This window comes from Stenotrophomonas sp. 115C5 (genome assembly GCF_056861055.1).
Window position 1 is genome coordinate 229092 of the sequence record NZ_JBSPUQ010000002.1, and the last position, 23635, is coordinate 252726.

The following is a 23635-nucleotide window of genomic DNA, read 5'->3' on the forward strand; positions in this document are numbered from 1 at the left end:
CCGGATTCCCTGGTCGGATTAACTAGCCAGCGGAAAGAAAGTCCCTGATCGATTGAAGAAGCTTTTCTTTTTCCAAAGATCCCGCCTTTGCGGGACCACGGTCGTGGGCTAGCGCCTTCCTCATCGCTACTTCAAATTCATCAGCGGAGGAGCATACAAAAATACCCGGAACCATCGAAAATTCAGCGGCAGTATCAACCTGATGATCATTGACGTGTTCGCCGAGCCTGTGCTGCCGAGGGATGATCACCGCAGGTACGCCTTCCTCAAGCGCACGAATGATGTTTCCCATTCCTGCATGCGTAACCAGCACATCACACTCCGAAATCCTCCTAGAAAACTCGGGCATGCTGATCATGGCTGCGCCGCCGAAAGATGGAGCAGTCGAGGACGGCCCAGATTGCGCATATCCAACAGCTTCGCTGTTCACGGAAAGCCACTGGGAAACGTAGTCGATGAGCCTCGGGAAAGGTGCTTGAGTACCCACGGAAGCAAAGATCTGGATCATATTATTTTTCCGCAGTAGAGCACCTTGTGGTCATCAGCAAGGCTTGGCCATTGCGTGAACACCTGATGAGATACTCGAAGGGCAATTCTTCCCGACACCGACAATCTTCGGGTGTTGGCTATACTGTCAATCCACAGCGTTCTAGCGCCAACGAATCGACCGGCAATAATCCCGATGATGCCAGGGGCCGCCCCGGTGGATATGATGTGCGTCGGCCGAAGGAAAAGGACCTTGAAGAAAACCTTCGGGATCCCCAAGAGTGCCGCGAACGGGGATTGCCGATTGAAATCAGGAAGAGACACCACGGCGTCGTAGACGTCGCCCTTCAATTCCTGCTCGGCAGCTACCGTGGCAAGAGTCAGCGTGCCAGTGGTCCTTGCCGCAACGGCGATGCGCTGCATCTGCACCAAGTGGCCTCCGCCTGAACAGATGAGCAGTACCCGCTTATCCATTGAGCACTCCGGAAAGTGCGCTCGCTTGGGAACGCCATCGCTCATTCTTTAGCTGCAGGCCCCGCCTGGATGCCTCCTCAAATGCGCGGATATCAGAGAGTACCTCCAAGATTCCTTCTGATATCGATCGTGCGTCAAGTGTATCCACGAACTTTGCACCAAGAAAAAGTTCCCGAAGTGTCGGTGTGTCGGAAAGAATCATGGCCTTCTGAAAGCTGATGGCCTCGTTGGCAACGCTGAGCTGGACATTTGATCGGGTAGTAAGGCCAAGGACCGCGCCGCAATTGGCCAGAAGGTTGTCGAAATCCTTCAGCGGCATGAATCCAGTGAATCTTACATTGCTTGGTGCCATCGCAACGGTGTCGTTTGAAATCTTGCCATCAAAACGCCCAGTCACATGGAATTCAACATCCGGGGTCAACCTGGCAGCCTCAAGCACAACTTCTATCGGTTCATCCTCGTCAAACGAGCAAGGGAACAGAACGGATCGGCTGAAACCCTCTCTTCCAGTTGGCACGGCCTCATCGGCCGCGCGATCCTCGAGTACGAGGATGTTGCGCAGATTCGGGAAAATCGCTTGACACTCATGGCGCACTTGTTCGTTGTGAACAATCACCGCATCCGCCTTCGACATGCAGAAATTCAAGGCAGGGAAGGCGAGCCATTTCTGTCGAAAATAGCTGTTGTGCACGTCGATTGCTACTTTGACTTTTTCTCCGTGAAGAATCTTGTAAAGAGCAGCCAAGTAGACAAGAAAGCTCGGTGGAGCCTGAATCCAGACTGTTTTCGGCGCTCCAAGGACCAGGTGTCGCATGGTTTTGAGTATCCGCGCCATATAGTCAAAGAGCATGAGCTTTCGGCTTTTGAATACTTTTGGGAAGTATGCGATGTCATAACCCCAGTGCGCCTTCATTGTCTCTGCGCGACGCTGGAAGCCGACCCAGGCTATCATTGAGCTGTTTTTTTTCATATCGAGAAATGCACGGGGAATGAGGCGGTGTACTGAATGTCAGGTGATCTGCTTCCAATTCTACGCGCGGGTGAGCCGGCGACGATGGCAAAATCTTCCACCGGCTTGGTCACGATGCTGCCAGGATAAACAATTGCTCCGCGCCCGATGCTGGCCCCTGGCATGATTCGGACTCCCGGAAACAACCATGCATCATCACCAATGGTGACTTCGCTACAGAAGACCCGTGCATGAGGATCCTTCATATCATGGCCCATGGTGTATATCCTGCAGTCATGGGAGATGTTCACGTTGGATCCTATCGTCACGCTGCCTCGATTATCAATGAAACACCACCTGTTGATAGTTGTGTTGCTTCCGATGCGGCACTTCCTGAGGTCAAAGAATCTCACGAACCCATGAATGGTCGTCCCGCTTCCGATGGGGCCGAAAGCCAGGGAAGCAATAAATCGTCGAGCAGGGAAAAAGAAGGCTGCGCTGAGCACGACATTTGCAAGTTCGACGGCAAGCTTCTTGATGGTCAGTCGGGCGCTCAATTTTTGCCTCCATTGCAAGGTTTTAAAATTCCCTTTCGGGTCGCTGTGAGCCGGGCTCTATTTATTTTTTTTCAATTCTTCGGAACATGAAAACAGTAACGAGTGGTGCTATCAGGTACATGGGCTTGAAGATTCCGCGGTTCATCAGCTCCAGGGTGTAAAGGAAGCAGATGGTTAGCAACGCCAGTGTTTTCGGATCGCGCGTGACGTTGAAACGTGCTGTGAGCTTTCCAAGCAGCCAGCCTGACAGCAAGAAATAGACCACTACGCCAATATATCCGTAGCCGATCATCAAGCCCCCAAGGATTGAAGGTGTCAGCGACGAGTCTTCTCTGCCGTTCACGACCATGCCAAGAATGCGCCCAGATGTAAGCGAGTAGCCTGGGAGCATCGTCAGAAAGTCAGAGAAGAAGAACCACGACCGCTCGATATATGAGCTCATGTCATCGGCCCTGTCCATCGATGCCTCGGCAACGCCCATGCCCTCTCTGGAGGCAAGATGGAGTGGAATGTACGGCAGGCTGAACTCTGGCAATTTGACGTCAAACTCGCGAATCATCCCCTGCCAGCTCAGAGTCCGACCGATAGAGTTGTTGGTTCGAATCAGATATGAAAGACCAAAGGAAAACATCGCAACTGGCGCGATTGCAGCGAACGCCAGGCGAAAGCGCTTGACCTTCGCGTCATCCTTCAAAGACATCAGGACAATCAGCCCGATTCCCAGTACAAGTAGAATCGGCTGGTTTCTATAGCCCAGGCAAAGCAACATGAGCAATGCGAGAGTCGGAAGTCCGAGCATGGACCAGCGGAAACGCTGTTGACGGATCATGTCGATGCAGAATTTTGAAAGCACAACGGGAATTGAAAGTTCAACCAGGTAGGATGCCTTGGCAGATACTCCGAACCGAGCCTCCGGATTCAGCAGAACCAGCCCGTGCGTTGCCACAATCGAGAGGGCTGCGCCGGTTGAGGCAATAATAATTCCGTAGCAGGCCCAACTCTTGAGGCGATAGCTTGGGGCGTCGGTTGGCAATTGGCTGGTACGGCGTCCGATCTGGCGGCCTATTAGATACGCGGCTACTGCCAGCAGCAGAATGCCCGCCCACATGTATTGATTTATGTATCCGCGATATGTCGTGAAGGAAACAATTCCGAAGCCGTAATAGGCCACCAGTGCCGCTAGGAAGGCAACGTCTGGCTTGCGTGCTACATCTACTACTGCTGGGTACAGGATGAAGGAAAGAAGGAAAACAGGCACCAAGCCTACTATCGATCCGACCAGTGAGGCGGTATCCTGTTGGCCTGCGGAAAAGAGTGTGAGTATGCCGGCAAAGCCTGCCGCAAGGGCAGTTGCTGCAATGACGTTCCTGAAGGTTTTAACCATGGGCGTTGCTCTCCCGATTGCGCAGTCCAACGGCCGTTACGTAGAGCAACAGGCAAAGCGCGGTATCGCAGGCGATCGAAACGAACGCTGCACCCTTCCAACCTAGTTGCGGAATCAGAATTATATTTCCGACGATGTTTGCGCCGGCGACGATGATCTGTATGACGCTGCGAATTCCCTGGTAGTCGGCTCCCGTCATTGCATCTGCCATGAGGAAGTGGAATGATCGAAGCAGCGGAATTACTGCAAGGTACTTCAGGATCGTGGCCGTCTGCTCATAATCCTGCCCAAGTATCCATGTTGCCATTCCGGAGCACGCAAATATTCCCATGCTGCCGATCAGTCCCAGGCCGACTGTGGCTGGGAGATACTTTCTGGAATAGGCGAGAGACTCGGAAATGCCATTGGCTCCGGCCTTAAAAAAGCCCGGATATGTAACCGTCAGAAGAGCGCGAACTGGCGAGAAGGCAACGTCGACGATCTTATAGGCTGCAGCATAGTTTCCAGATATGTCGGCTGATGCGAGCCTTGGCATGATCAGTTTGTCTGCATCGTTGTAGATTCCCTGGGACGAAATTCCAAGTGAGAACTTGAGTCCGTCGAGAATTTCAGCGGTGTGCAGGCGTCTTTTGATGCCGTAATTTTTTATGAATACAGATACGTAGATCGCGCATGGGATGATTGCGCTCGCCATGTACAGCGAAAGCCAGATCCCAAGGCTGTCTTCGGCAATCATGAAGCCAAGAGCAGCTGCCGCGATCCTGAAGAGGGACGTCAGGATTGTGGCACCTGCCACGGCGTTGATCCGGCTTTGTGACTGGAATGCCTGAACCGTGATCTCCTGCAGTTTGGTTGCAAGGAGCTCCGAGAGAAGCACCGCTGCCGCAATTGCCCACCCTCCCGGTCCGAGGCTTCCATTTAAAATGAGTAGATAAGCGGGGCTGGCGATGAACAGCGTGCCAAGCGTGAACGCAAGTGCACTTCCATAGTAGGAAGAGAGTGTGCTTGGATCGCGCGAACACCGTTTTACGATCAGCGCACCGCTGCCCAGTCCAATAAATGGAGACATGATGATCGAGAGCGCTATGGCGGCCGAAAAATGGGCAAAGGTGTCAGGGCCCACGGATCTCGCAAATGCGACAAAGTAGAGAGCTTGTGCCGCTAGACGTGCGACATTAGCCAAAACGACCGTTATCGCCGCCTTTGCAGTTTTTCCGCTTCCGCCTTTGAGCTTGTTGCGAATAAGGTCAATCATCAAGAGTGCTGCGCCAGTTCTTCGGTTGCTGTTCTTCTGTGCTTAAGGGGGCCGGCGCCGTACGGTGCCTGTGCCTTGTGCGGCAGGGCATGCAGTCTGGCCCGCCGTAATGCCATCTATGGGCGTGGGGTTGTAGTTGCACGGAAGGTCGACGAGAAGGCGCTCGTCCAGGCTCCCCCTGCGACGTCGATGTGGGTGCGAGCATGCTGATGCGCCTTGTTATGCCTTGGGCCTGATCAATTTGCTGCGCGATTAGCGGTCCTTCGTCCTTGAGGTAGTCTGCGGTAGCTGTTGGAACTGCGGGCCGGTCTTCTTGTGCATCGTGCACATGAGGAGTCCTCGTAAGCAGCTTCTTTGCTGTCTTTGGCCCAACAAGAGGCCTTCTGGATGCCCGGCGGTTCGGTGCATAGGGCCTAACGCCCCATCATAGCAGGTAGGGATTTCCGGGCGTTCGGCCTCCTGATCATGCGGCGGTCTGGGAGGGTGCCGGGCAGGGCTGTCTGCGTGCTGCGCCGATGGCGTATCGGTTCGCATGGCGGGCAGGCTGTCTGCATCAAGATCAGGTACACTGTAAGGTTCTAGCCTGAAAAAATAGCATGGTCAATGCCGCATTGGCCCTGGACAGCGCGGGAGTTCCCCCCCTTGGGGAGGGGGTAGGCGGGCCATGATGTCGTATGCCGCTGGTTCGATTGCAATAGTGGGCGGGAGCGCTCGGCGCGTATCGCGTATTGATGGGCTTTGACGTCGATTTAAAACCTAAGTGGAAGCAATGAACAACAAAATGGAATCGCGGAATTCTTCTAGGGAAGACGACTTTGATCTGCGCGAACTTGCGGGCATCTTCCTTGATCGCAAGTGGTGGATCGTCGGCACTACGGGGCTCTTCTTCCTTGTGGGTGTTTCATACGCGCTGCTTGCGCCCCCCGTGTTCCAGGCGCAGGCCATGGTGCAGGTCGAATCCAAGGTTCCTACCATCCCGGGCTTGGCCGATCTGGCTTCGCTTGGAGGAAGCGGGAGCACTGCTTCTACCACGGAGGTGGCGCTCCTGACGTCCAGGACTGTTGTTGGCACGGCCGTGGATGACCTGCAGCTGGACGTGACCGTGGAGCCCTACCGTTTCCCGCTCATCGGTGGCTTCATGGCCCGTCGGTTCAGTCCGGAGCTTCCCAATGAGGTTTCTAGTCCTTGGCTCGGCATTGCTCGATATGGCTGGGGCGGCGAAGAGCTTCGCGTCTCAAGCCTTGTTGTTCCCCAGTCGAAAGTGGGCTCGGCATTGACTCTGATTGCAGGGGAGGAGGCCGGCAGCTTTAGTCTTCTGGACGAAGATGGTACGGAGCTGCTGAAAGGAAAGGCAGGCACGACCGCTCAGGTCAAGGACCTGAAGATAGACGTTGCCGCTCTTCGTGCAAACCCTGGGACGCACTTCCGTATCACCAAAATGCGTCGCTTGGATGTAGTGGGCGAGGTCCGGGAGAATCTACAGGCCAGCGAGGACGGCAAGGATTCCGGGATTCTCCAGTTGACGTATGAAGACGTGGATGCTGATCGCGCGCAGGCAGTCGTCCAGCGTGTTGTCGAATCCTATGTCAGGCAGAACGTGGACCGCAGTTCTGCGGAGGCTGCCTCGCAGCTGCAGTTCGTCAAGGAGCAGTTGCCCACCATTCGGCTGCAGGTCGAGCAGGCACAGGCTGCAATGAGTGCATATCAATCCCGTTCCAACGCGGTTGATATCACGATGCAGACCAAGGGTTTGCTTGAACAGGAAGTTGCGGTCGAGGCCAGCATCCAGCAGCTTCGGTTGCGACAGGCGGAAATGGATCGCAGCTTTACCCGTGAGCATCCAGCATATCGTGCGCTGCTTCGGCAGATCGGCGAATTGGAGTCTAGGAAATCTGGATTCCAGCGCGAAGTAGGTACTCTTCCAAACACGCAGCAGGAGCTTCTCCGTCTGACCCGTGATCTTCAGGTCAGCAATGAGCTCTACACTGCATTGCTTAACCAGGCTCAGCAATTGGATGTCGCCCGTGCTGGTGCGGTTGGCAATGTTCGGATTGTTGACGCCGCTGTGGTCGATACGGCGAATCCGGTTCGCCCGCGCAAGGGTCTGGTTGTTATCATTTCGACCTTGCTTGGTGCGTTTCTGGCTGCCGGTGTAGCACTGCTCCAGCGTATGCTGAATCCAGGAATCGAAGATCCTGCGGATATTGAAGCTCTGGGACTGCCTGTCTACGCCGCGATTCCTCTCAGTGTGTCAACTACGCTGCCAAGGCTGCGTAAGAGCAGACACGGTACGCGCGTAATCGCGGATGGTCGCCAGCACCTTCTTGCTCTCACGGCACCCGCTGATCCAACTGTGGAAGCGCTGCGGAGCCTTCGTACCAGCCTGCATTTTGCAATGCTGGAGGCAAAGAACAACATACTGGCGATCTCCGGCCCTCGCCCGGGCGTGGGCAAGACTTTCGTCTCCACCAATTTGGCTGCAGTTATCGCGCAGGCTGGACAGCGTGTCCTGGTCATCGATGCTGATATGCGCAAGGGCACGCTGCACAAGATTCTGGGCGTGCCAGCGCAGTCCGGCCTGTCGGATGTGATCAGTGGAAAGTTGGCTGCAGATGACGTCATCCATCCAGTTCCCGGCCTGGACAATATGCACTACATGGTGCGGGGAGACGTTCCGCCTAATCCGGCAGAGTTGTTGATGCATCCCCGGTTCGCGCAGCTGCTTCAAGATATGTCGAGCCGCTACGATCTGATTCTTGTAGATACCCCTCCAGTTCTAGCGGTCACTGATCCGGCGTTGGTGGCAGCGCACGCCGGGTCCAGCCTCCTGGTCACTCGATTTGGTGTGAACCAAGTCAAGGAGATCGAGCTGACATTGCAGCGATTTGAGCAGAATGGCGTTCAGATCAAGGGCGCGATCTTCAATGCAGTGGAAAGGCGCGCAACTGGCTACTACAGCTACGGGTACTACGAGTACCAGTCGGATGGTAAGGAATAGCGGATGTTGATATTTGAGCTGCGAAGACTTGCCCGTCTTCGCAGCTCTGCCCCTTGGATGTCTGCCAATCAGGGAGTGGAAGTGACAGCTGCACCGGTGATTTCCATGCCGTGCGTCGCGGTCTCCCAGATGAAGTGTAGTTGGCCGCGGCTTGGTCGATTCAAAGAAAGCCACTTTCCCGTATTTGTCATCGGGCGCTTCATGCGGCCGTGAAGTTGCGCGTAGCCGATTTCCAGAGTGCCGGCCAGTGAGCCCTTCAGCTGGCCGCTGCAGAGCCATTTGGGTGGCGTAGGAGCCAATGCCACGCTCGTCTGGAACTCCATGGCTTGTTGGAGTCGATCGGCGTAGTCCTGATACAGCGTGCCGCCTTGGATCCTGTTTGTCTCTGCAGCATTTATAAATGCGGCCAAGCCAAAAGCAGTGTGTGGCAGGTCGCGGCAGGTTTCCTGTGCGAGTCCAGACGCCATCTGCTTCTGGTTGAACCAGTTCGATGGTGATGGTTTGTTGCAATTTGGTTGGGGTTTTGGCTTGGCGCCATCGGACTTCATGTACACGTACGCGGGGAACTGTGATTTCCAATCCATCACAGCACTGTTATAGACGTCTCTCCGATTTGTGTACACGCCAATATTCATGCGAGCCTCAATGCCGCTCGCGTACCAATTGCCATTGACGCATTCGGGCATCGCGTCGATGTCGCCCAGGTACTGCTCAAGCAGCCATTCTCCAAATAGCTTTGCTTTATCTTCTGGCCAGGCCCGACTGGTATATCTCAGGATTTCAGCCGAACGCGTCCACAGTTCAGCTGCCCATGAAGCCTGCAATGATCTATTGGTTCCCAGATGGCCGCCGGTGAGAGTCTCAGACCAGGAATCCATGATTTCTGCGGAGACCATGAAGTGACGCGAATCACTCAGGTAGGCGCCCAGCAGTGCATGGGTGTACGCTGCTTGGGCATCGCGCACTTCATCCGAGCAGCCAATGTCGGGCCGTGAGTATGGGCCGCACAATACCTGCGCATGCGGCTGGGATTTGTAAGTAAGTCTAGCCAGTGGAGAATTTTTCATGACCTCAATCGCTTGGGTCCGAACTAGGTCATTCCGCTTTAGAAGAGTCTGTGTGTCGATAATTGATTGGCGATCGACAAGAATTCCCGGGTGAACAAAATCTGACGCGCCACACCTGAATGTCATCATCAAGGCAAGAGCCGCCTCAAAGCCTAGAAAGCGAACGTTCAAGAATGATGAGGGTGGTTTGGGCTGGGCGGTCAACGTGTTTTCCCCTAACGATTGAGCCTGTGGTTGTCTTGATCGATATCTTTGTCTCGAAGGCAATCGTAAGCAGTTTCTGCGTCGGCACGCCACTGGACAGGAGTATCCTATCGCCATGGCTGATACCCCCCTCACTTCGCCGCAGTCGCCGGCGACGCCGCGTTGGCGGCATTACTGGAGTCTGATGCGCGCCGATCGCCCGATCGGCACGCTGCTGCTGCTGTGGCCCACCTGGTGGGCGCTGTGGCTGGCCGCAGGCGGCCTGCCGCCGCTGTGGACCCTGTTCGTGTTCACCGCCGGTGTGTGGCTGACCCGCTCGGCCGGCTGCGTCATCAACGACTACGCCGACCGCTGGCTCGACCCGCACGTGGAGCGCACCAAAGCGCGCCCACTGGCCACCGGTGCGATCAGTGGCCGCGCTGCGCTGGCGTTGTTCGCGGTGTTGATGCTGGTGGCGTTCGGCCTGGTGCTGACCATGAACGGGCTGACCATCGGCCTGAGCTTCATCGGCGTGTTCCTGGCCGCCAGCTATCCGTACCTGAAGCGCTACACCCACCTGCCGCAGGTCTACCTGGGCATGTCCTTCGGCTGGGGCATCCCGATGGCGTTCGCTGCCGTGCAGGGCGAGGTGCCGATGCTGGGCTGGCTGCTGTATGCCGGCAACATCCTGTGGTCCACCGCCTACGATACCTGGTACGCCATGGTCGACCGCGAGGACGACCTGAAGATGGGCTCGCACTCCACTGCAATCCTGTTCGGCGACCTGGACCTAGTCATCCAGGGCGTGCTGTACGCGCTGTTCCTGGCCACCATGGCGCTGGTTGGCGTGCGTGGCGGGCTGGGTGGCTACTACCTGGCCGGCGTGGCTGCGGCCACGGTGCTGGTGGTCTACGAATTCTGGATCTGCCGCAACCGCGAGCGCGGCCCGTGCTTCAAGGCGTTCCTGCACAACAACTGGGTGGGTGCCGCGCTGTTTGCCGGCATCGCCGTGGATCTGGCGCTGCGCTGAGACGCGCAGCCGAGCGTGGGCTCGGCTCTACAGGTGGCAACCCCGAAACCGGATATCCGTAGCGCCCGAGCCCATGCTCGGGCGGCGGTGCGTAGCGCCGGGTATCCCGTCGCCTACGACCAATAGGTGGCAGACAGCCCGCACCCCACCGCCCAGAATCGGGCCATCGAACCTGGGAGGGTAGGCGATGGCCTCGACGGCAGCAGTACAGGACGGCTGGATGGCGCGCGCGGCGCTGCGCTCGGCCGCCTGGGCGGAAAAGTGGTTCCCCGATGCGTACGTGTTCGCGGTGCTGGGCGTGGTCATCGTCGCGCTGGCGGCGATGGGCTTCGGCTCGACCCCGCAGGCCACCGCCAGCGCCTTCGGCGACGGCTTCTGGAGCCTGATTCCCTTCACCATGCAGATGGCCTTCGTGGTCATCGGCGGCTACGCCGTGGCGACCGCGCCGGTGGTCGCTCGCTTCATCGATTTCCTCGCCCGCGTGCCGCGCACCGGCCGCGGTGCAGTGGTGTACGTGGGCCTGGTCAGCATGCTGGCCTCGCTGCTCAGCTGGGGGTTCTCGCTGGTGTTCGGCGGCCTGCTGGTGCGTGCGCTGGCACGCCGCACGGAGCTGCGCATGGACTACCGCGCGGCCGGTGCGTCGGCCTACCTGGGGCTGGGCGCGGTGTGGGCGATGGGCCTGAGCTCGTCGGCCGCGCAGCTGCAGGCCAACCCGGCCAGCATGCCGCCAGGGCTGGTCGAAATCACTGGCGTGCTGCCGTTCACCGAAACCATCTTCCTGTGGCAGTCGATCGCGCTGACCTCAGTGCTGATCCTGGTTTCGCTGCTGATCGCCTGGCTGACCGCACCGGCCGCCGGCAGTGCCCGCGCCGCTGAAGACTTCCCCGGCGCCGCGCAGGCCGAGCCGGAGCCGCTGCAGCGACGCACGCGCCCGGGCGAGTGGCTGGAATACAGCCCGCTGCTGACCGTGCTGCTCTCGTTGCTGGCGTTCGGTTGGCTGTTCAACGAGTTCGCCAACAAGCCGGTGATCACCGCCATCGCCAACCTCAATACCTACAACTTCCTGTTCATTTCGCTGGGCCTGCTGCTGCACTGGCGCCCGCGCAGCTTCCTCAACGCGGTGGCCAAGGCGGTGCCCAGCACCACCGGCGTACTGATCCAGTTCCCGCTGTACGGTGGCATCGCGATGATCCTCACCCACGCTGTCGGTGGCGATGGGCAGACGCTGGCGCACCGGCTGTCGAGCCTGTTCGTGCACGTGGCCAGCACCGATACCTTCGCGCTGGTGATGGGCGTCTATTCGGCCGTGCTGGGCTTCTTCGTGCCCTCCGGTGGTGGCAAGTGGATCATCGAGGCGCCGTACGTGATGCAGGCCGCCAACGAACTGAAGGCGCACCTGGGCTGGGCGGTGCAGGTCTACAACGCGGCCGAAGCGCTGCCGAACCTGATCAATCCGTTCTGGATGCTGCCGCTGCTGGGCGTGCTGGGGCTGAAGGCACGCGACATCGTCGGCTTCACCTTCATCCAGCTGCTGGTGCACATTCCGCTGGTGCTGGGCCTGTTGTGGCTGCTGGGGATGACCCTGGCGTACGTGCCGCCGGTGATGCCCTGAATGCAGCGTTGGCTTCCCTGCGTGAGCCGGGAAGCCAGCCTCGTTCAGCGCGTGTTTCCGGCTGCGAGCGCCATGAATGCGTGCAACGCCGATGTCGGCATGAGCACATGCCGAACCCGCATGAATCCTTCAGCCGCTTGTGCCACAAGGGCTTCTGCGCGTTCATTCACAGGCGTACACACAGATGTAGCCGCCCACCCACGCGTGATTAACCATTCGCTGCAGACGATGGCCACGTCCACCGCATTCCGCGTGTGGCTTTGGAGATCGGACATGGCACAGCAGAACCAGAACCCGAACCAGAAGCAGCAGGGCCAGCAGAACCAGCAGGATCAGCAGCAGGGTCGTGGCCGCGACCAGCAGCAACAGCAGCAGGAACAGCAGAAGCGCAACCAGAACCAGCAGCAGGGCGGCCACGACGAAGAAGAATGATCGCGTTGCGCGTGCAACGTGACCGGCGAAGCCCCGCCCCGTGCGGGGCTTTGCTTATTCCAGCACGCCGATACGCTGCAGCACCGGCGCCGCCGACATGTCGTTCGGATTGGTGCCCGGCTGATCCTGCGGCACGTCCATGCCCATGCCGCGGTAAAGATCGACCCAGTGCTGGGCGATCTGCCCGGTCTGCGGGTTGCGGAAGTTCATCGGCTGCAATGCGAACACGTGGTGCGCACGGAACGCACGCTCGATGAAGTCCGAGCAGTAATAGCTGTCCTCGTTCAACACATACGACATGTTGTAGGGCTTGCCCAGCATCGTGCGCGCGGTGGCGACCGCATCCTTGATGGCCGCCTGCTGCGGCGCGCGCAGGCGATAGACCACGATCTGCCGCTGCTTGGCGCGCGCCTCCTGGCGGAACTCGACCAGCGATTGCCGGCGCGATCCTTTCTCGTCCGCATGCAATACCTCCCAGCCCTTCGGCGTGGAAGCGACCAGGGCGACGTGATCGAAGCTGGGTGCGCCCTGCGTGCCGGTGGCATCGTCGATGGCCGCACTCAGGCCGCTGCGGCCGGCGGTGACGAACAGCAGGTCGCCTTCGTGGACATCGACGGCCAACGCCACCGCCGGCCACAGGGCGGGCAGCAGCAGGCCGATCAGGAGCAGGAGGCGATGCATGAGGACTCTCGGACAGGCGGAATGTCGGAATTGTAGGGTGCGCGGTAGCATGGAGCGACCGGACCGGATTCAGGATGAGCCCATGCGTCGATACCCTTCTGCTGCACCGCTGATGCTCGTGTGTGGCATCGGCTTGGTGGGGTGCACGCCTGCGCCGCAGGCGATGCCCGCCGACGCCGCGCCTGCCACGACGCCGGCTCCCCCCGCGGCGCCAGCAACCACCGCCGCAACGGTCGAGTCCGCGCCGGTCCCTGCCCGCAATGAATGCGCCTACCCGGAATTCGATACGTTCCTGAAGCATTTCGGCAACGAGATCACGCTGCAGGAAAAGGCCACTGCCGATCCGCTGCTGGACAGCTACATCGATGCGGAGGCCGAGCCGGAACCGCGCAAGGTGGAAAGCCGGTTGGCGCTGGCCGATGTCGAGTGGCCGGTGATGCCCGATCCTGCCGCGTTGGCCGGGCAGGGCCGTGAAATGCAGGTCAGCCACCTGGCCGATGGGCAGCGGCAGGTGCAGATCCGTACGCCGGACAGCAGCGACCAGCAGACCTATACCTTCGCGCAGGCGCCTTGCTGGACACTGGTCAAGCGTGAGGACGAGTCGATCTGAAGCCTGATCCGGCACAGGCGCGACGGGCCAGTGGCTGCTAGGCTCGATCCCTGGTCCAGGCAGGGAGACGCCGATGCAGGCTTTCAGGAAGCGCACCACCACCGCCGCCGTCGTCGCCGTATTGGCGATAGCTCCCTTCAGCGGCGCCCAGGCACAGTCGGTGCATGCCGATGACCGCGCCTACTTCGCCAATACCACCGCCGAACAGGCCGCGCGTGTCACCTTGGGCAAGCGCGTCGAGGCCCTGCAGCAGGCGTCCGCCCTTGCACCGGCGGAACGCTTCCAGCAGGCCGAGGTACTGGAAGCGCAGTGCCTGCGTCATCTCGGCTACCTGCACCTGCAGTCCGCCCGCAACGCACGCGATCTTCGCCCGGCACAGGCGATGGAGCAGGCAGCGGGGCTGTGCAGCCGTATCGCTCGCAGTGGTCGCGCCGCACTGCGCGAGGCACCCGCAGATGCAGCGTGGGCAGCACCGTATGGCTTCCTGCGCGCACGCGCGCTGAAGGAAGCTGCCACCCCGGCCAACGCCGCGCTGGATGAGGCCGTGGAGGCACTGGCCGATCCGGCGCTGGACAGCTTCGCGCGCCTGCGCGGGCAGATCCTGCGCAGCGCCGAGTACCCGCAGATCGAGCACGGCGGCCGGCACTGGGACACGGGGCGCGACAAGCAGGCGCTGGCCCAGCAGCCCGACCGTGCCCTGCGCGAGGCAGGCTGGAAGGGTTACTGGCAGGGGCTGCACTCGCGCCGTGAGCCGATGGCTTCGGTGCTGCTGGGGCTAGTGCAGGTGAATGACGCGGCCGCACGCCTGCAGGGCGATGGCTCGGCGCCGGCACACGGCTACCAGCGCATGGGTCTGGATACCGCCGTAGTGAATGCAACGCTGGTGGCGATCGAGCAGCACGCGGGGGACCGCCGCGCCTACCAGGACATGCTGCTACGCCACGCTGCGCGATCGGGCATCGACGCGCCGCAGATCTGGGATACCACCGTGCCCGATGCCGGCTACACGCCACCAGTGCTGACGCTGGCGCAGCTGCGCGACAACGCCGCCGATGCCATGCAGCATCTGGGGCCAGCGTACGTCGCCGAACTGCGCGCGCTGCTCGATCCAGCCAACCAGCGCATGGACCTGGCCACCGAACGCGGTGACCGCAGCCAGGACGCGTTCTCGGTGAGCGCTCCCGGTGTGCCGGCAATGCTGTTCGTTGGCGTGCGCCGTGGCGATCTGGAAAGCGATGTCGAAATCGCGCATGAAGCGGGTCATGCCGTGCATGGCGAGTGGATGCAGCGCGGTCATGCGTCGCCGCTGCAGCGCAATGGCAGCCAGTGGCTGACCGAGGCGTTCGCGATCTACAACGAGCTGCGCTTCCGCGACCAGCTGTACCAGCAGGCACAGGACCCGCGTGCCAAGGCCTATTACCTGAAATCGCTGCTGGACGACATGGTGCTGCAGCTGTTCACCTCCTCCGAGGAAGCGCAGCTGGAGCAGTCGATCTACCAGGGCGTTGCCGCCGGTACGCTGGGCACCGCCGATGATCTGGACGCGCTGACCGGGCAGGTGCTGGCGCGCTTCGGCCAGCAACCGGAGCGCTACCCGCAGCTGCGCAACACCTGGATCGGCAAGCGCCTGATGTATGAAGACCCGAACTATCTGGTGAACTACCTGTATGCGGGGCTGCTGGCCGTGCAGCTGTATGTGCAGGACCAGCGCGACCCCGACGGGTTCCGTGAGCGTTATCTTGCCGTGCTTGGCGAAGGCTTCGATCGCGCGCCGGACGAGCAGGTGGCGCAACTGCTGGGGCACGCGCCAGACTGGGCGGCCCTGGTGGATGCCGATCTGCAGGTGTTCAACCAGGCGGTGGCACAGCTGCAGGCGCTGCATGCGCGGATCGAGGCAGGGCAGGGTACGTGAGCATGCTGCGCGCAGGACAGCGGACTGCAGCCATGAGGTGGCTGTTGTTGCTGCTGTGCCTGCTGCCGATGGCGGCGCTGGCGGCAATCCCGGTCCCGGCGCTGGACGATCCCGTGGTGGACACTGCCAACGCGCTGTCCGCTGAAACCCGCGCCACCCTGCGCAGGCAGGCGCTGCAGCTGCAGGTGCAGAAAGGTGCGCAGCTGCAGGTACTGGTGGTACCCAGCGTGGGCAACGAGGGCATCGAGGCCTACGCACAGCGGGTGTTCGATCAGTGGCAGCTGGGTCGCGCCGGTGTCGACGACGGTGTGCTGTTGCTGGTGGCGGTGCAGGACCGCCGCGTACGCATCCAGACCGGCTATGGCCTGGAAGGTGCGCTACCGGACGCGTACGCCGCTCGCATCATCGACAACGCGATCGTGCCGCGCTTCCGTGAGGGTGATTTCGACCAGGGCGTGCTTGATGGCACGACGATCATGGTGGCGCTGATCGAAGGCGAGGACCTGCCTGCATGGGAAGCGCCGTCGGCCAGCAATGTGCTGCCTGCGGACTGGCGCCGCGCAGACTCGGTGGTGGCGTTGACCCTGCTGGCCGGCTTCCTGGCCGGGCTGTGGCGCTCGCCGCCGCCCCTCCCGCCAGCGAAGACCGAGGACGATTTCAGCGGCAGCCGTCGGGAGCGGCGGCGCAAGGCACTGGCCGCCAATGCGTCGGCACCGAGGCCGAGCTGGCCGACCTTGCCGGCCTGGGGGCGTCCGATGCTGCTGACAGCGGTGGTTGCCGCAGGGGTGCTGTCCGTGGCGTTGCTGCTGCCACCCCACCTGCTGCCGGGCCTGTGCTTTGTGATGGTGCTGGGCGTGCCGGTGGCGGCCCTGCTCGGCTGGTGCTGGCGTCGCAGCCGCGGGGTGCGCATCGTCCTGTGCGGCATGCTGGTACTCAGCATGGTCTTGCTGGTACAGGCGCTGCTTCGTGGCCAGCTGCCGCCGAGCCTGGCCCGGCACCTGCTGCTGCAGGCCGCCGCGGGTGTTGTCACCCTGATGGTGATCCTGCTGGTGCAGGCCTGTCGCGCACGCTGGAAGAAGAATCGCAGCAGCTTCGTCGTGCGCATGACGGTGCTGGTGCTGTTGACCCTCGGTTATGCCGCGGGCGCGTTGCTGGCGATCCATCGTGCCGAAGGTGACGATCCACGGCTGCTGGCGATGATTGTGTCAGGTGTGTGTGGCGTGCTGCTGTACTTCGTAGGGTTGTTCACCATGTTGCCGGGCGAGCGCGCACGTGGCCGGGTTTCGTCACGCCGCGAACGCAGCGCGTCCAGTTCGTCATCCAGCAGTTCGTCGTCGAGCAGCTCCAGCAGCTGGTCCGGAGGCGGTGGCCGCAGCGGCGGAGGCGGCGCGTCCGGCAGCTGGTAGCTCAGATCGCCTGTACCCGCCAGCCGAGTGCAGCGTCCTCCACAACGCCAGGGCCGGCCACGTCGCCGACCTGCAGCAACAGGCCTTGTGCATTGGGCAGGTCCTTCTGCTCGGGGAACCAGCGCCGGTCCGCAGCGACCACGATCAGCAGGCCCTCGTCGTCGCCCATCGGCGCGAACTGCGGCGAAGGCGGGCTGATCGGTTGCAGGCCGAACCGCAGGCTGGACTGCTCGCGCACCGCATCAACATCATGACTGGGCAGGCCGACTTCGCTCAGGCAGGTCAGTTCGCTGCCGTGGAAGGCACCCTGATGCGCACTGGCCGGCAAGCGACGGCGGCCGATCAGTTCCAGGATCAAGCCATCGGGGCCGGTGAAGTACACCGACTGCGACTGCCAGCTGCTCTCCAGCGCGAAGTAGTCCAGTCCCGCCGGATTGCGCTGCAGTGGCGTGCGTTCGCGCAACCAGGTCATCGCCTCGCCGAAGCGGTTGTCCGGCACGTTGAACGCCAGGTGCACACCACCGAGCGGACGTCCTTCAGCGGGCTGCAGTTCAATCGTGCTCCAGCCGATGTGCACATGATTGCCGACCACGCGCTGCTGCAGCACATCGTGGAAGTAGCTGGCCACGGCACCCACGTCAGATACCGGCAGAGTGAGGTGCAGCAGGCGCATGATCGGTTCTCCGTGGACGCGTCCACTGTAGCGCCAGGCCATGCCCGGCGGCCACTAGCGCAGTGAATGGTCGAAGAACCGTATCGCTGCATCCACTGCCTGCGCGTGGGTCTGTGCCTTTGGCACCGACGTAGTGCACAGGTCCTGCAGCCGCTGCTGCCCGGTCGCGGTGCACGTGGCCAGGAAATCATAGTGGCCCACATCGGCCAAGCGCTGCAGTTCCGCGCCCGGAATCAGGACCCCGGCGGCCGCGCCATTGGTCTGTGGCGGCGCAACCGTGTCAGCCTCACCCAGCACGATCGACACGGGCAGCCGCAACGAGGACAGCTGCTCGGGCGCGAAGGCCTGGATGATCGCCGGAGCCAGCAGGAATGCCGCCCGCACGCCGGGAATCGCGCGCGCGTCGTTGGCCTGGGAGATCCAGGGCGCCAGTGCGGGAGAGGCCGCAGCGGCAACGCGCGCTTCCATTGAGTGCGTTGCGGCCTCCTGTTGAGGCCGGCAGACGCCGTCATCCGGATGTGCGGTGCAGAAGGCCAGCAGTCGCTGCAGGTCCGGTCGTGCACCGGCTGCCAGCAGTGCCGTGTAGCCACCGGCCGAGAACCCGGCAACACCCAGGCGTTCAGGATCGACGTGCGGGCCCAGCACTGGATCGGCCCGCACGGCCGCCAGGGCGGCGCGCAGGTCATCCGCACGCAACCAGCTCAGGATGCTGCCGGGCAGGGTCATCGTGTCAATGCCGTTGTTGCCTGGATGATCGACCGCGATCACCAGATACCCGGCCCGCGCCAGCGCGGTGCCCAGCCAGCCCATCATGCGCGCACTGCCGCCGTTGCCATGCGAGAGCAGCAGTGTTGGCAGGCGATCACCTGTGACGGGAGCCTCCATCGCGGCACGTCCGACGTCGAACAGCGGCGCGTCGGGCGGGCCGATGGTCAGGGCGGTTTCCCGGCTGCCGGCCAGCGCTGGATACCAGACCGTGTAGCGCAGCGCGTCGTGGTGCTGCGCATCGCGTACAGCCGCGCTGGCCACCGTGGTGGCGCCGTGGCGCTCGCCGGCTGCCTGCGTCTCGCTGGCATCGGCCACGACAGTGAAGACCATGAGGATCATTCCCAGCACAGCAACCGTCATGCGCATCTTCAGTTCCTTGTCAGTTGGGACGTTCGTCGACTGGCAGCCAGATCTCCACGCCGCCGTTGCCGGTGTGCTCATCGAATCGGGCGTCGTAGCATTCCAGATCCGGTGCATCGGCAAGGCTGAGGTTGGACGCAGGAAGATAATGATCCAGCAGCCAGAACCAGGTCGAGCGGATGGCCGAGATATGCCCACCATGCCAGGCCACCAGGTAGCGCCGCGCGGGTACACCCACGCGCTGCCAGTGCGCAGGCACATTGCGCAGCGAACTGACCGGCAGCGCGGCGACGTAGTCGAAGCCACCGTCGTCATCACTGTTGCAGCACACACCGAAACTGATCGGGGCCGGCGCCGGCCATTCGCGATTGAGCTGTGCCCACTGCCCGGGAATCGCACCGCCGCTGTCGCGCGTGTGGCGCATGCCGATCCCGGCCAGCTGGAACGCCGGGGGGTCGAGCAGGCGTGGTGCCTCACCGCAGGCCGCCGGTGCATCGTCCACGCGGATCGCCTGCACCAGTGCCAGTCCATCGGTGCCCTGCTCGCGCACCCGCTCGGGCGTCTGCCCGAACTGTTCACAGAAGGCGCGGGTGAACGCGGCATGGGTGGTATAGCCGGCCCCCAGCGCGACCTGCAGGATGTCGCCCGCACCGTTGGCCAATCGTTGCGCGGCAGCGGTCAGGCGCCGTCCCCGCAGGTAGCGCACCACCGAGGTACCGGTGCGGGCCTGGAACAGGCGTGAAAGATGGAAGGGTGACAGTCCCGCCGCAGCGGCGATATCGGCCAGTGCCAATGGCCGGTCCGCATGGGTTTCGATGTACCACAACGCCTTGCCCGCCGCGCTCATCTGCCTTTCCCCGAATCCAATGCCGGCACAGTAGCGGATCGGCAGGCGCGGCGCTTAGCAGTTCTTGCGCCTGTGCGGCATCAAGCTGTCGTACTGACGTCATGCCTCCTTCACACATCGGGCCGAGACTGCGCGCCTTGTCCAGGCCTGTTGTGTCCGCACAGGTGCTGGCCCTGTCGCGTCCTCCCGGAGTCCTGCTGTGCATCGTTCGAAGCTTTCGCGCTCCATCCTCCTTGCCCTTTCCATGGCCAGCGCAGGAGGCGCGATCGCAGCGGAGGCCGATGCGATCGACGCCGCAGGCGGTAGCCGTGCCGTGCCCACCCAGCTCGATGCGATGGTGGTCACCGGTACCCGTGCCTTCAACCGCACCCAGTTCGAAACGCTGGCGCCGGTAGACGTGTTCACCAAGGAAGACATCAGGTCCGTTGAATCCACCGACCTGAAGGACGTGCTGGCGCAGCTGGTGCCGTCGTTCGTGGTGCAGCGCCTGCCGATGGCCGACGGGCAGGTGTTCGTGCGTCCGGCCACCCTGCGTGGCCTGTCGCCGGACCAGACCCTGGTGCTGGTCAACGGTCGTCGCTTCCACCGCAGCGCGCTGCTCGGCAACCGTGGCGCGCAGGCCGCCGACCTGGCGCAGATTCCGACCAGTGCAATCAAGCGCATCGAGGTACTGCGTGATGGTGCGTCTGCGCAGTACGGCTCGGACGCCATCGCCGGTGTCATCAACATCATCCTCGAGGATGGTCCGGGCACCGAGATCAGCGCAGGCTATTCGCAGTACGCGCAGGGCGACGGTGCCTCGCGCGATTTCAGTGCGCGCACCGGCTGGTCGCTGGGCGACTATGGCAGCCTGGTGCTGTTCGCCGAATCGTCCAACTCCGATGCCACCTCGCGCACCCGCCAGCGCCCCGATGCCATTGCTTTCCAGGCTGCGCATCCGGAGCTGGATGTGCCAAACCCGGTGCAGCGCTGGGGCCAACCGGAACTGGAGAGCCGCCGCGTCGGCTTCAACGTCAAGGCCAACGCCAGCGAGACGCTGGAGCTGTATGCGTTCGGCCTTTACAGCCACAGCGATGGCGTCAGCGATTTCAACTGGCGCAACCCGGACACCACCACCGGCGCCTACCGCACCACCGCCATTTTCCCGGGCTGGAACCTGCGTTCGCTGTACCCGGTGGGCTTCAGCCCGCAGTACGGCAACGTCCAGAACGATCTGCAGCTGGTCGGCGGCCTGCGCGGTGAGATCACGCCCAAGCTGCGCTGGGATGTCAGCGCCTCGTACGGCCGCAATGCCATCGACTACAGCCTGAAGAACTCGATCAATGCTTCGCTGGGTCCGGCCAGCCCGACCGCGTTCGAGCTCGGCCGCCTGACCCAGACCGAGAAGAACGCCAACGCCGACTTCAACTACGAGTGGGACGTGGGCGCGCTGTCCAAGCCGATCAACGTCGCCTTCGGTGGCGAGTTCCGCCAGGAGACCTACCAGGTGCGCGCTGGTGATCCGGCCTCGTACGCGGTGGGCCCGGGCGCGGCCGCAGGCCTGGAGGCCAACTCCAATGGCGCACCGGGCTTCTCGGCCAGCCAGGCTGGGCAGTGGAGCCAGCGTAGCAAGGCGGCCTACGTGGATATGGAAGTGCCGCTGGGCGAGCGCTGGAGCATCGGTGCGGCCAGCCGCTACGAGGACTTCTCCAGCTTCGGCAGCACGCTGGACGGAAAGCTGTCGGCGCGCTTCGCGATCACGCCGGACGTGGCCCTGCGCGGTACCGTGTCCACCGGCTTCCGTGCGCCGACGCCGGCGCAGCTCAACACCACCAGTACCACCCAGGGCCTGGACACGCGCACCCTGCAGATCTTCACCAGTGGCCGCCTGTCGCCGAACGATCCACTGGCGCAGCTGCTCGGTGCCAGGCCGCTGAAGCCGGAGGAATCGCGTACCGCATCGCTGGGCCTGACCTGGCGCACCGACCTGGGCCTGTCCGGTTCGGTGGACGTCTACCAGATCAAGCTCATCGACCGCTTCAGCCAGTCGGCCAGCTTCGCCATTCCGGCCGGTACTCCCAACCCGCTGGGCTATACCTCGGTGAACTACTTCACCAACGACTTCGATACCACCACCACCGGCGTGGACGTGGTCGGCAATTACCTGCGCGATCTTGGCGCAGGCCGCATGACGTTGACCCTGGCCTACAACTACAACCGCACCCGCGTGGACAACGGCAGCACCTCGGTGGCCACCAACGAGACCCAGCGCGTGCTGTTCGAAGACCGCCTGCCCGAGCACAAGGGCAGCCTGACCGGCAGCTGGGATGTCAGCGCCTGGTCGCTGATGGCGCGCATGCGCTACTACGGTGCCTGGACTGATTCCAGCGGCAATGCGGTGGGCGACATCTACCAGCGCTTCGGTGCGATGAGCTTCCTCGACCTCGCGGTGGGCTATCGCATCAACGAACACCACAGCCTTCGCGTCGGCGCCGACAACGTACTGGATCGCTACCCGGATGAGGCCGTGTTCCAGGCCAGCCGCGGCCTGATCTACTCGCGTAATGCACCATATGACACCGACGGTGCCAACCTGTACGCACAGTACCGGTTGAGCTTCTGATGGACCCGGCCCGCCGCTCCCTGTTGCGTGCCGGCACCCTGCTGCCCGCCGCAGCCGCCCTGTCTTCACTGCCGGCCAAGGCGTCCGCGCGTTACGCTGCGCCCATGCAGATTCCCGCAACGACCGCGGCGCCGGACGTGCTGGCCCGCGATGAAGGCTACTGGGCCGCCGTGGCCAGCCACTTCGACATCACCGATGAAGTGAACCACCTGGAGAACGGCTACTGGGGCGCGATGGGCCGCGAGACGCTGGCCAGCTACCAGCGCCACACCGCTGAAGTGAACCGTGGCAACGCCTGGTACGGTCGTCGTGAGTTCCCGGCGCAGTACATGGCGGTGCAGCGGCAGGTAGCCGAACTGCTGGGTGTGGGTGCGGATGAGATCGCACTGACTCGGGGTGCCACCGAGGCGATGCTGGCGTTGATTGGCGGCTACAACCGCCTGCTGCCCGGCGACCAGGTGCTGTATGCCGACATCGACTACGACAGCATGATCGGCGCGATGCGCTGGCTGCAGCAGCGTCGCGGCGTGCAGGTCGAGCGTATCGCGCTGCCGGCGGTGCCGGACCACGCGCAGATCCTGCAGGCCTACGAGGCCGCATTCGCGCGGTTGCCGCGCCTGAAACTGGTGCTGCTGACTCAGGTCAGCCATCGCCACGGGCTGGTGCTGCCGGTGGCGGAGATCGCCGAGCGTGCGCGCGCACGCGGTATCGATGTGATCGTCGATGCTGCGCATGGGTTTGGCCAGATCGACTACGCGGTGCCACAGCTGAAGGCAGACTTCGTGGGCATCAATCTGCACAAATGGATCGGCGCGCCGGTCGGCGTCGGCGCGATGTATGTGCGCAGGGGCCGCGTTGCGGACCTCGACCCGTACATGGGCGAGACCGACGACGGCCGCGTGGGCAGCCGCGTACACACCGGCACGGTCAACTTCGCCGCCTACCTGGCACTGCCGGAAGCGATCGCGCTGCACCAGCGCATCGGCGTGGCCAACAAGCAGGCGCGCCTGCGCTACCTGCGCGAGCGCTGGACGCTGCCGGCACGGCAGATGGCGCATATCGAAGTGCTGTCTTCGCCGGATCCGGCGCTGGCCAGCGCATTGGCCAGCTTCCGTTTGCGTGGGCGCACCAGCGTGGCAGACAACATGGCGCTGCAGAAGCGCCTGCTGGACGAGCATCGCGTGTTCACCACGCATCGCGACGGGTTGGACTCCGGCGCCTGCGTGCGGGTGACGCCGTCGGTGTTCACCCGGCCGCAGCAGATGGATGCGCTGTTGCAGGCGCTCTCCGCCCTGGCCTGACCCTGCTTTGGTAGGTGCCAACCTTGGTTGGCACATTCCAACCGTGCC

Annotated in this window: 21 protein-coding genes; 10 read left to right on the top strand and 11 right to left on the bottom strand. The window is 62.3% G+C overall.

Annotation, left to right across the window (positions count from 1 at the left end):
- Positions 1-22 precede the first annotated feature (22 nt).
- From AC13FN_RS04455 to AC13FN_RS04470, 4 genes are read right to left on the bottom strand one after another with little or no spacing between them, the layout of a single operon-like run.
- Positions 23-508 (bottom strand): glycosyltransferase, encoded by a 486-nt coding sequence (locus AC13FN_RS04455; RefSeq protein ID WP_053443669.1) that lies wholly within the window; start codon positions 506-508, stop codon positions 23-25.
- Positions 505-960, bottom strand: a complete 456-nt coding sequence (locus AC13FN_RS04460; protein WP_053443668.1) for a glycosyltransferase family protein — start codon at positions 958-960, stop codon at positions 505-507. Before AC13FN_RS04460 ends, AC13FN_RS04455 begins: the two co-directional genes overlap by 4 nt.
- Positions 953-1930 carry a glycosyltransferase family protein gene (locus AC13FN_RS04465; protein ID WP_482984577.1) on the bottom strand — a complete coding sequence of 326 codons (978 nt, stop codon included), beginning with the start codon at positions 1928-1930 and terminating at the stop codon, positions 953-955. The genes AC13FN_RS04460 and AC13FN_RS04465 overlap by 8 nt, the downstream gene beginning before the upstream one ends.
- Positions 1927-2187 (bottom strand): hypothetical protein, encoded by a 261-nt coding sequence (locus AC13FN_RS04470; RefSeq protein WP_197575406.1) that lies wholly within the window; start codon positions 2185-2187, stop codon positions 1927-1929. Before AC13FN_RS04470 ends, AC13FN_RS04465 begins: the two co-directional genes overlap by 4 nt.
- Between AC13FN_RS04470 and AC13FN_RS04475 the strand changes: the two genes are divergently transcribed.
- Positions 2179-2556: a hypothetical protein gene (locus tag AC13FN_RS04475; protein WP_482984578.1), complete on the top strand. Its 378-nt coding sequence runs from the start codon at positions 2179-2181 to the stop codon at positions 2554-2556. The genes AC13FN_RS04470 and AC13FN_RS04475 overlap by 9 nt on opposite strands.
- Here the strand turns inward: AC13FN_RS04475 and AC13FN_RS04480 are convergent.
- Together AC13FN_RS04480 and AC13FN_RS04485 are read right to left on the bottom strand one after the other, a co-directional pair.
- Positions 2528-3850, bottom strand: coding sequence for a hypothetical protein (locus tag AC13FN_RS04480; RefSeq protein WP_100050590.1), 1323 nt, complete (start codon positions 3848-3850; stop codon positions 2528-2530). The two genes, AC13FN_RS04475 and AC13FN_RS04480, sit on opposite strands and share 29 nt — an antisense overlap.
- Positions 3843-5105 (bottom strand): lipopolysaccharide biosynthesis protein, encoded by a 1263-nt coding sequence (locus tag AC13FN_RS04485; protein ID WP_197643960.1) that lies wholly within the window; start codon positions 5103-5105, stop codon positions 3843-3845. The genes AC13FN_RS04480 and AC13FN_RS04485 overlap by 8 nt, the downstream gene beginning before the upstream one ends.
- Before the next feature lie 769 nt (positions 5106-5874).
- Here AC13FN_RS04485 and AC13FN_RS04490 point away from each other — a divergent pair.
- Positions 5875-8103: a polysaccharide biosynthesis tyrosine autokinase gene (locus AC13FN_RS04490; protein WP_053443664.1), complete on the top strand. Its 2229-nt coding sequence runs from the start codon at positions 5875-5877 to the stop codon at positions 8101-8103.
- Between the two features lie 68 nt (positions 8104-8171).
- Here the strand turns inward: AC13FN_RS04490 and AC13FN_RS04495 are convergent, their stop codons facing one another.
- The gene (locus AC13FN_RS04495; RefSeq protein WP_281055732.1) at positions 8172-9374 is read right to left on the bottom strand and encodes an alginate lyase family protein; all 1203 of its coding nucleotides are present in this window, start codon (positions 9372-9374) and stop codon (positions 8172-8174) included.
- Positions 9375-9489: 115 nt separating this feature from the next.
- Between AC13FN_RS04495 and ubiA the strand changes: the two genes are divergently transcribed.
- From ubiA to AC13FN_RS04510, 3 genes are all read left to right on the top strand, one after another.
- The gene (gene ubiA, locus AC13FN_RS04500; protein ID WP_054172712.1) at positions 9490-10383 is read left to right on the top strand and encodes a 4-hydroxybenzoate octaprenyltransferase; all 894 of its coding nucleotides are present in this window, start codon (positions 9490-9492) and stop codon (positions 10381-10383) included.
- 187 nt (positions 10384-10570) lie between these two features.
- The gene (locus AC13FN_RS04505; RefSeq protein WP_482984580.1) at positions 10571-11995 is read left to right on the top strand and encodes a short-chain fatty acid transporter; all 1425 of its coding nucleotides are present in this window, start codon (positions 10571-10573) and stop codon (positions 11993-11995) included.
- A gap of 273 nt (positions 11996-12268) precedes the next feature.
- A complete protein-coding gene (locus AC13FN_RS04510) occupies positions 12269-12427 on the top strand; it encodes a hypothetical protein (RefSeq protein WP_162838410.1) in 159 nt (52 codons plus the stop codon).
- 54 nt (positions 12428-12481) lie between these two features.
- Here AC13FN_RS04510 and AC13FN_RS04515 read toward each other — a convergent pair whose 3' ends face one another.
- A complete protein-coding gene (locus AC13FN_RS04515; protein ID WP_482984581.1) occupies positions 12482-13108 on the bottom strand; it encodes a YiiX/YebB-like N1pC/P60 family cysteine hydrolase in 627 nt (208 codons plus the stop codon).
- An 82-nt stretch (positions 13109-13190) separates the two neighbouring features.
- Here AC13FN_RS04515 and AC13FN_RS04520 point away from each other — a divergent pair, with 82 nt between their 5' ends.
- The 3 genes from AC13FN_RS04520 to AC13FN_RS04530 all read left to right on the top strand — a co-directional run bounded on the left by AC13FN_RS04520 (position 13191) and on the right by AC13FN_RS04530 (position 17036).
- Positions 13191-13718 (top strand): hypothetical protein, encoded by a 528-nt coding sequence (locus tag AC13FN_RS04520; protein WP_482984582.1) that lies wholly within the window; start codon positions 13191-13193, stop codon positions 13716-13718.
- A 73-nt stretch (positions 13719-13791) separates the two neighbouring features.
- Positions 13792-15630 carry a M3 family metallopeptidase gene (locus AC13FN_RS04525; RefSeq protein WP_049435758.1) on the top strand — a complete coding sequence of 613 codons (1839 nt, stop codon included), beginning with the start codon at positions 13792-13794 and terminating at the stop codon, positions 15628-15630.
- A 2-nt stretch (positions 15631-15632) separates the two neighbouring features.
- Positions 15633-17036: a TPM domain-containing protein gene (locus AC13FN_RS04530; RefSeq protein WP_482984583.1), complete on the top strand. Its 1404-nt coding sequence runs from the start codon at positions 15633-15635 to the stop codon at positions 17034-17036.
- A gap of 1 nt (position 17037) precedes the next feature.
- Here the strand turns inward: AC13FN_RS04530 and AC13FN_RS04535 are convergent, their stop codons facing one another.
- Genes AC13FN_RS04535 through AC13FN_RS04545 form a run of 3 tightly spaced genes read right to left on the bottom strand, consistent with a single transcriptional unit; the run spans position 17038 to position 19684 of the window.
- Complete coding sequence (locus tag AC13FN_RS04535; RefSeq protein WP_197578207.1) at positions 17038-17709, bottom strand: VOC family protein; 672 nt, start codon at positions 17707-17709, stop codon at positions 17038-17040.
- 54 nt (positions 17710-17763) lie between these two features.
- Positions 17764-18843 (bottom strand): alpha/beta hydrolase family protein, encoded by a 1080-nt coding sequence (locus AC13FN_RS04540; protein WP_482984584.1) that lies wholly within the window; start codon positions 18841-18843, stop codon positions 17764-17766.
- Positions 18844-18856: 13 nt separating this feature from the next.
- The gene (locus AC13FN_RS04545; protein WP_460134258.1) at positions 18857-19684 is read right to left on the bottom strand and encodes an AraC family transcriptional regulator; all 828 of its coding nucleotides are present in this window, start codon (positions 19682-19684) and stop codon (positions 18857-18859) included.
- 199 nt (positions 19685-19883) lie between these two features.
- On the opposite strand from AC13FN_RS04545, the gene AC13FN_RS04550 reads away from it, so the two are divergent.
- Both AC13FN_RS04550 and AC13FN_RS04555 read left to right on the top strand, forming a co-directional pair.
- The gene (locus AC13FN_RS04550) at positions 19884-22286 is read left to right on the top strand and encodes a TonB-dependent receptor plug domain-containing protein (RefSeq protein WP_482984585.1); all 2403 of its coding nucleotides are present in this window, start codon (positions 19884-19886) and stop codon (positions 22284-22286) included.
- The gene (locus AC13FN_RS04555; protein WP_482984586.1) at positions 22286-23587 is read left to right on the top strand and encodes an aminotransferase class V-fold PLP-dependent enzyme; all 1302 of its coding nucleotides are present in this window, start codon (positions 22286-22288) and stop codon (positions 23585-23587) included. The genes AC13FN_RS04550 and AC13FN_RS04555 overlap by 1 nt, the downstream gene beginning before the upstream one ends.
- Positions 23588-23635 lie beyond the last annotated feature (48 nt).

Excerpts from the sequence above, each read along its gene's own strand:
- AC13FN_RS04455 (WP_053443669.1), bottom strand. The coding sequence starts at position 508 with ATGATCCAGATCTTTGCTTCCGTGGGTACTCAAGCACCTTTCCCGAGG.
- AC13FN_RS04460 (WP_053443668.1), bottom strand. The coding sequence starts at position 960 with ATGGATAAGCGGGTACTGCTCATCTGTTCAGGCGGAGGCCACTTGGTG.
- AC13FN_RS04465 (WP_482984577.1), bottom strand. The coding sequence starts at position 1,930 with ATGAAAAAAAACAGCTCAATGATAGCCTGGGTCGGCTTCCAGCGTCGC.
- AC13FN_RS04475 (WP_482984578.1), top strand. The coding sequence starts at position 2,179 with ATGGCCCATGGTGTATATCCTGCAGTCATGGGAGATGTTCACGTTGGA.
- AC13FN_RS04470 (WP_197575406.1), bottom strand. The coding sequence starts at position 2,187 with ATGGGCCATGATATGAAGGATCCTCATGCACGGGTCTTCTGTAGCGAA.
- AC13FN_RS04480 (WP_100050590.1), bottom strand. The coding sequence starts at position 3,850 with ATGGTTAAAACCTTCAGGAACGTCATTGCAGCAACTGCCCTTGCGGCA.
- AC13FN_RS04485 (WP_197643960.1), bottom strand. The coding sequence starts at position 5,105 with ATGATTGACCTTATTCGCAACAAGCTCAAAGGCGGAAGCGGAAAAACT.
- AC13FN_RS04490 (WP_053443664.1), top strand. The coding sequence starts at position 5,875 with ATGAACAACAAAATGGAATCGCGGAATTCTTCTAGGGAAGACGACTTT.
- ubiA (WP_054172712.1), top strand. The coding sequence starts at position 9,490 with ATGGCTGATACCCCCCTCACTTCGCCGCAGTCGCCGGCGACGCCGCGT.
- AC13FN_RS04505 (WP_482984580.1), top strand. The coding sequence starts at position 10,571 with ATGGCCTCGACGGCAGCAGTACAGGACGGCTGGATGGCGCGCGCGGCG.
- AC13FN_RS04510 (WP_162838410.1), top strand. The coding sequence starts at position 12,269 with ATGGCACAGCAGAACCAGAACCCGAACCAGAAGCAGCAGGGCCAGCAG.
- AC13FN_RS04515 (WP_482984581.1), bottom strand. The coding sequence starts at position 13,108 with ATGCATCGCCTCCTGCTCCTGATCGGCCTGCTGCTGCCCGCCCTGTGG.
- AC13FN_RS04520 (WP_482984582.1), top strand. The coding sequence starts at position 13,191 with ATGCGTCGATACCCTTCTGCTGCACCGCTGATGCTCGTGTGTGGCATC.
- AC13FN_RS04525 (WP_049435758.1), top strand. The coding sequence starts at position 13,792 with ATGCAGGCTTTCAGGAAGCGCACCACCACCGCCGCCGTCGTCGCCGTA.
- AC13FN_RS04530 (WP_482984583.1), top strand. The coding sequence starts at position 15,633 with ATGCTGCGCGCAGGACAGCGGACTGCAGCCATGAGGTGGCTGTTGTTG.
- AC13FN_RS04535 (WP_197578207.1), bottom strand. The coding sequence starts at position 17,709 with ATGCGCCTGCTGCACCTCACTCTGCCGGTATCTGACGTGGGTGCCGTG.
- AC13FN_RS04540 (WP_482984584.1), bottom strand. The coding sequence starts at position 18,843 with ATGCGCATGACGGTTGCTGTGCTGGGAATGATCCTCATGGTCTTCACT.
- AC13FN_RS04545 (WP_460134258.1), bottom strand. The coding sequence starts at position 19,684 with ATGAGCGCGGCGGGCAAGGCGTTGTGGTACATCGAAACCCATGCGGAC.
- AC13FN_RS04555 (WP_482984586.1), top strand. The coding sequence starts at position 22,286 with ATGGACCCGGCCCGCCGCTCCCTGTTGCGTGCCGGCACCCTGCTGCCC.